Annotated in this window: 6 protein-coding genes; all 6 read left to right on the plus strand. The window is 48.1% G+C overall.

Annotated elements, in window-relative coordinates; translation table 11 throughout:
- Nucleotides 1–312: 312 nt before the first annotated feature.
- On the plus strand, nt 313–1,647 hold the full coding sequence (locus QUA88_RS29040) for a D-alanyl-D-alanine carboxypeptidase (RefSeq protein WP_333275179.1): 1,335 nt from the start codon (nt 313–315) through the stop codon (nt 1,645–1,647).
- An 81-nt stretch (nt 1,648–1,728) separates the two neighbouring features.
- Nucleotides 1,729–2,013, plus strand: coding sequence for a 30S ribosomal protein S16 (rpsP, locus tag QUA88_RS29045; RefSeq protein WP_006633724.1), 285 nt, complete (start codon nt 1,729–1,731; stop codon nt 2,011–2,013).
- Nucleotides 1,985–2,488 carry a KH domain-containing protein gene (locus QUA88_RS29050; RefSeq protein WP_333057401.1) on the plus strand — a complete coding sequence of 168 codons (504 nt, stop codon included), beginning with the start codon at nt 1,985–1,987 and terminating at the stop codon, nt 2,486–2,488. Before rpsP ends, QUA88_RS29050 begins: the two co-directional genes overlap by 29 nt.
- Before the next feature lie 374 nt (nt 2,489–2,862).
- Nucleotides 2,863–3,816 (plus strand): PhoH family protein, encoded by a 954-nt coding sequence (locus QUA88_RS29055; RefSeq protein ID WP_333157196.1) that lies wholly within the window; start codon nt 2,863–2,865, stop codon nt 3,814–3,816.
- Between the two features lie 123 nt (nt 3,817–3,939).
- Entirely contained in the window at nt 3,940–4,344 is a 405-nt protein-coding gene (locus tag QUA88_RS29060) for a ChuX/HutX family heme-like substrate-binding protein (protein ID WP_333057403.1), read from the plus strand.
- Nucleotides 4,345–4,587: 243 nt separating this feature from the next.
- Nucleotides 4,588–5,364 (plus strand): DUF6816 family protein, encoded by a 777-nt coding sequence (locus tag QUA88_RS29065; protein ID WP_333275183.1) that lies wholly within the window; start codon nt 4,588–4,590, stop codon nt 5,362–5,364.
- Nucleotides 5,365–5,579 lie beyond the last annotated feature (215 nt).

Genomic DNA, 5,579 nt, shown 5'->3' on the forward strand with positions numbered 1-5,579 from the left:
ACGGCAAACATGGAACTTCTTCTCGGCAATCAACTGTAGATAAGTTTAGCAAACTATTTGGCACTTAAGTCCGACTCTGATAGAACTTGTTTTGTCACTACTTTACTATTTTTGACTGCAAATTGAAAAAATCAATGAAATAGTTTACATGACCGCAAGCACTTTAGTCCGGAAACCCCGGATTCATCCGTGGAGCGAAAAAAAAGCTCCCCATCCTCATCACTTGCCCCCGGATTTATCAGTGGGAGCGCTTTCTTCAATTCTTTAATCTCAAATCTAAAATCTAATATCGATTGACTTTAGGAGTAAAAAATGCTGGATTTATTTAGCTCAGGGATGATGTCTCTGTGGCTGGACATGGCTGGAGTAGGCAGTGCCGCGCCTAATGCTGCGTCAGTGCTGGCTTGGCGGGGAGGGATACCCGGGTTAGTGGTGGCCGAAGATTTGGCTTTTGGGCGAATAAATGCGGCAAATCCCGACTTGCCAGCAGAAGCGACGGTGCGGGAATATTTGAAAGAGTTGAAAGACAAGAACTTGATTGAGGGCAATCAGGGAATTTGGGTGCAAGCGGGAATGATGCCGCTGGTAAGTCAGCAGGGCAAGACGCTGATGCCTGGGGCTTCGCTGACTAAGATTGCGACTTCTCTAGCGTCGCTGGAAACTTGGGGCGCGGATTATCAGTTTGAAACGCGGTTCCGGGGAACGGGGCCGATTAGGAATGGTGTATTGCAGGGGGATTTGGTGGTCAGCGGCGGGGGCGATCCGCTGTTTGTGTGGGAGGAGGCGATCGCCGTGGGCAATGCTCTCAATCAAATGGGTATCGAGCGCGTGGCGGGGAATTTGGTGGTGACAGGCAATTTCCGCATGAATTATCAGTCCGATCCTTTGGTGGCGGGGGAGATACTGCGGCAAGCTCTTGAGGGTAGTAATTGGCCTGCGGACGTGGTGGCAATGTATTCTAAGATGGCTCCGGGAACTAGAAAGCCGCAAGTAACGGTTGCCGGCAGCGTCATTGCTGAGAAATTTGTGACTTCGGGGCGTTTGCTGCTGAAGCGCCGATCGCTTCCTTTAGCCGAAATTCTCAAGCAGATGAACGTCCACAGCGATAATGAAATAGCTCAGATGCTGGCCGACGATTTGGGCGGGGCAAAAATAGTGCAGCAGCAAGCGACTTGGGCTGCGGGGGTGCCGGAGGAGGAACTTCAATTAGTTAACGGTTCGGGACTGGGAGTGGAAAATCAGATGTCTCCGAGGGCGGCTTGCGGGATGATGCAGGCGATCGGGCGCAACCTTCAGACGACTGGGCTGACAGTTGCTGACTTGTTTCCGGTGTCCGGGCGCGATAAAGGAACTTTGGAATACCGACACATTCCGCGATCGGCTGTGGTGAAAACTGGTACTTTGGACACGGTGATTGCTTTGGCGGGAGCCATACCCACGCGCGATCGAGGTTTAGTTTGGTTTGCAATTATTAATCGCGGCACCGATTGGGACTCTTTGAGAGCACAGCAAGATATATTTTTGCAAAAATTGGTGCAGCAGTGGGGAACTGCATCGATTTTGCCAGTAGCAATTACACCGCACATTGACGGCGCCAGACCTGCCTTGGGGGCAGCAAATCGTAGCGATATTTTGGTCGGAGGTTAAGAAATAGGGGTTGAGTTGGGGTTCGGGGAAGGAGCACTGACAAAATAGCTTAGAATTGGAACAAGACTATTGTGCAAGAAGATGATCAAACTGCGATTGAAGAGATACGGGAAAAAACGCGAGACCAGCTACCGAATTGTAGCGATGAACAGTTCTACTCGCCGCGACGGCCGTCCCCTAGAAGAGCTCGGCTATTACAACCCCAGAAATAACGAAACCAGGCTGGATGTTCCAGCGATTGTCAAGCGCCTGCAAGAAGGCGCTCAGCCAACTGACACCGTGCGTGACATCCTGAGAAAAGCCCATGTATTTGAACAAGTCGGAGCCGGAGCTAACGTTGAATCCAGCACAGCAACAGTCAGCTAGTCCCAACTATGCTGGACTGGTTAAGTTTTTAATTGGGCCTTTTTTAGAGACCCCCGGCTCTTTGCGGGTTGATTGCGAACTGCACCCGCGCCAATCGCGGGTCTGGGTTAGGCTGGCTTTTGAAGATCCCGACAAAGGCCGGGTTTACGGTAGGGGCGGACGCAATATTCAGGCGATTAGAACTACGCTCGAAGCGGTGGCGCAGACGGCTGGTCAGTCCCTCTACTTAGATATATACGATGGCGAAGCGGGCGATCGTGGATCTGGCCCGCCTAGGGGCGATCGGGATCGCCCGGATCGCGATCGCCCAGATCGCGACCGCCCAGATCGTGGCTCGCGGGAGCCGCGAGGCGACTTCCGACCCCGGACGCCACCTCCGTCGCCGAGTCCCTTGGCTAGCAGAACTCCGAGAGAACAACCTCGCCGTACTAACACACCTACGTTTAGAACGAGCAGAAATACTCCCGGTTATTAACTAACTGCAGAACCCAGAAAGAATTTTAGATTTTAGATTGCCTGTTGTAGAGTTTGTATTACAAGCCCCGTTTGGTTGGAAATTGCCGGTTTTGCGATCGGAAACAAATGTAAAATTTTAAATTTCAAATGTCAGCGGCATCAGGTTCATCTAAAATCTAAAATTTCAAATCTAAAATCTAAAATTGCCTGACTTAATAGAAGGGAGATTTGATTTGTGCCTCAAGCACCAAACTCATTTGGGAGCTAAATCTAAAAGACGCCTTAGATACTAGGTAAAATCTAGTAAGGGGCGTCTTTTTGTTCGCAAATAGTGACTGGTTGAACGTTTAGTTGTTAACTTTTAATTGCTTATTTGGAGGAGATTATGTTGGCATGAATGAAAAACTAACAATAGAGTTACCGAGCACCCAAAGTGCAATGTCGCTGGCCGGTAATCAAGAAGAAAACCTGAAAATGATCTCTAAGCAAACCGGTGCTACCCTGGTAATGCGAGGGCAAGAACTGCTGATTTCTGGCACAAAAAGTCAAGTAGAATTGTGTCATAAATTAGTGCGATCGCTCTCCGACTATTGGAAATCCGGCAAAAATATTACCGGAGTTGAAATCCAGACGGCGCGCCAAGCTTTGGATACCAACCGCCAAGGCGATTTACAAGACTTGCAGCGAGACGTTCTCGCCAGAACCCGCCGCGGCGAAGAAATTAGAGCCAAAACCTTCAAGCAGCGGCAATACGTCCAAGCAGTACGCACGCACGACCTGACATTTTGCATTGGCCCCGCTGGTACTGGCAAAACATTTCTAGCAGCTATTTTCGCCGTGCAAGCGCTGTTGAGCAAGCAGTACGAACGGCTGATTTTAACCAGGCCAGCCGTGGAAGCTGGCGAAAAATTAGGGTTTTTGCCGGGAGATTTGCAGCAAAAAGTCGATCCATATTTGCGCCCGCTTTACGACGCCCTGCAAGAAATGATCGACCCTGAAAAAATGGCCGATTTAATGGAAAGAGGCTTGATCGAAGTAGCTCCTTTAGCTTATATGCGGGGGCGCACTCTCAGCAATGCTTTCGTAATTTTGGACGAAGCTCAAAATACGACGCCGGCTCAGATGAAAATGGTGTTGACTCGTCTGGGCTTTCGATCGAGAATGGTAGTAACGGGGGATATCACTCAAACAGATTTGCCGCCAAACCAACAGTCGGGATTGTCAGTCGCCCAAAACATTCTACGCAACGTTGAGGGCATTGCTTTCTGCGAATTCTCTCAGGCGGATGTGGTGCGACACCCGCTAGTGCAGCGGATTGTCGCTGCTTACGAACTGCACGAAACATAGTCATTAGTCATTAGTCAGTAGTTGTTGGTTGTTAGTTATTGTTGTTTTTAATTACCAATAATCAATGCCCAAGGCTCTTCGGCCCAATGCCCAATTCCCAATACCCAATTCCCCAATTAAATTATGCCTAATCTGAAAGAATTCTTGGAAGCTTGCGAACAATTGGGCACGCTGCGTTTAATCGTGACTAGCAGCGCGGCTGTGCTGGAAGTGCGCGGTTCAATTCACAAGCTGTTTTATGCGGAGTTGCCGAAGGGAAAGTATGCCAATATGCACGCCGAAATATTTGAGTTTCACCTAAATATGGACAAAATAAAACAGGTGAAGTTTGAAACTGGTGAGGCAAAAAGAGGCAATTTCACTACTTATGCAATCCGTTTTCTGGACGAACAAAATGAGGCTGCTTTGAGCGCGTTTTTGCAGTGGGGAAAGCCGGGGGAATACGAACCAGGACAGGTGGAAAATTGGCACGAGTTGAAGGAAAAATACGGGGAGGTTTGGGAACCTGCACCTGTTGAGGCGCTTTAAAAGATAGGTTTTTCCACCTTTGAATTGCATATTGGGGGCGGGTAGGATGCCCAACCCCTACTCCCCACAAGCAGAACATTTATTTTTGTGCAACAGGCATCTTGCCTGTTTATGAAAATGGTATAAAATATGATGTTTAACTGATTTGTTGTCTAATTTTTGAATTAAGGAACCGCAGAGGGCGCAGAGAACGCAGAGAAGAGAAAGAGAGACCGAAAATTAGTTGTTTGAATGTAATTGGGTATGAAGGTATTTTGGAGTTTTTGTTTGGTTTTGCTGGTGTTGCTGTGGGGTGGCGTTGCGAGAGCGGGGGTTTTGGGCGATCGCCTATCGAGTTTTCCCAATTGGGAAAGCAAGCCTCCTATCGCTGTAGCTAAGGGAGATTTGGTATATCCCGACTGGATGGCGGGGAATTGGAATGTTGCTAGCACTTTGGTGGATTTAGCCGCTCCTTTAGCGCCAAATATTGTCACGCCTGGGTTTGAAAGCAACCGCCAGTATTTGCAGCATCCTGTATTATTTAAAGTTCGATTTCAACCGGAAAAAAATATTGGGTTAATTTATAATTATACATTGAAAAAGGCTCAAAAGATTGTAGCCGATCGCACTTTTAACGGTTTGAATATTGCCAAGGCTTATTTAGGCGATGGTGGCGTACTTTCGGTGAAAGTCGATCCGACCAATCCCAACCGCCAAATTACTGTTTTGAAAGGGGAACGCCAATTAATTTCGATTGTTACCAGTCGTGGAACTGAGACGCCGAATCCTCGCGAGTTTGTGTCTACAGAGATTTCTCAGCAGATTTTTCGGGGAGAGTCTGATATTTATTTAAACGAGGTGGAAACTACAACGGCTTATCGAGTTGTTGGAGGCGGGAAAAATGGCAATTCTGCGAGTAAAAGAATTGAGGCGGATCAGGTGACAGCGATTTATTTGTCGCCGCAAGACCCGGATTATTTTGTGGCTGGGGGGCATCCTGTGGCTTTGTACCGATATCGGTTGGAGTTGGTGCGGGCATAATTCAGTTGTCATGTCGATAGGTCTAGCGATCGACTTTTTTCGCCCCTGTCTCTCCTTTCATCAGCTTTCCTGATGACCCTCATCAGTTTAACTGTCGCTAAACCCCTTTACAAACGTTAACAAGACCGTTAATAATAGAAACATCATCCGAACATTGACAACCAAATACAGCAATCATAAAACCATGACAACAACCTTACAGCAGCGCGAAAGCG

This window comes from Microcoleus sp. D3_18_C2 (assembly GCF_036702395.1).
In the GTDB taxonomy this organism is placed as follows: domain Bacteria; phylum Cyanobacteriota; class Cyanobacteriia; order Cyanobacteriales; family Microcoleaceae; genus Microcoleus.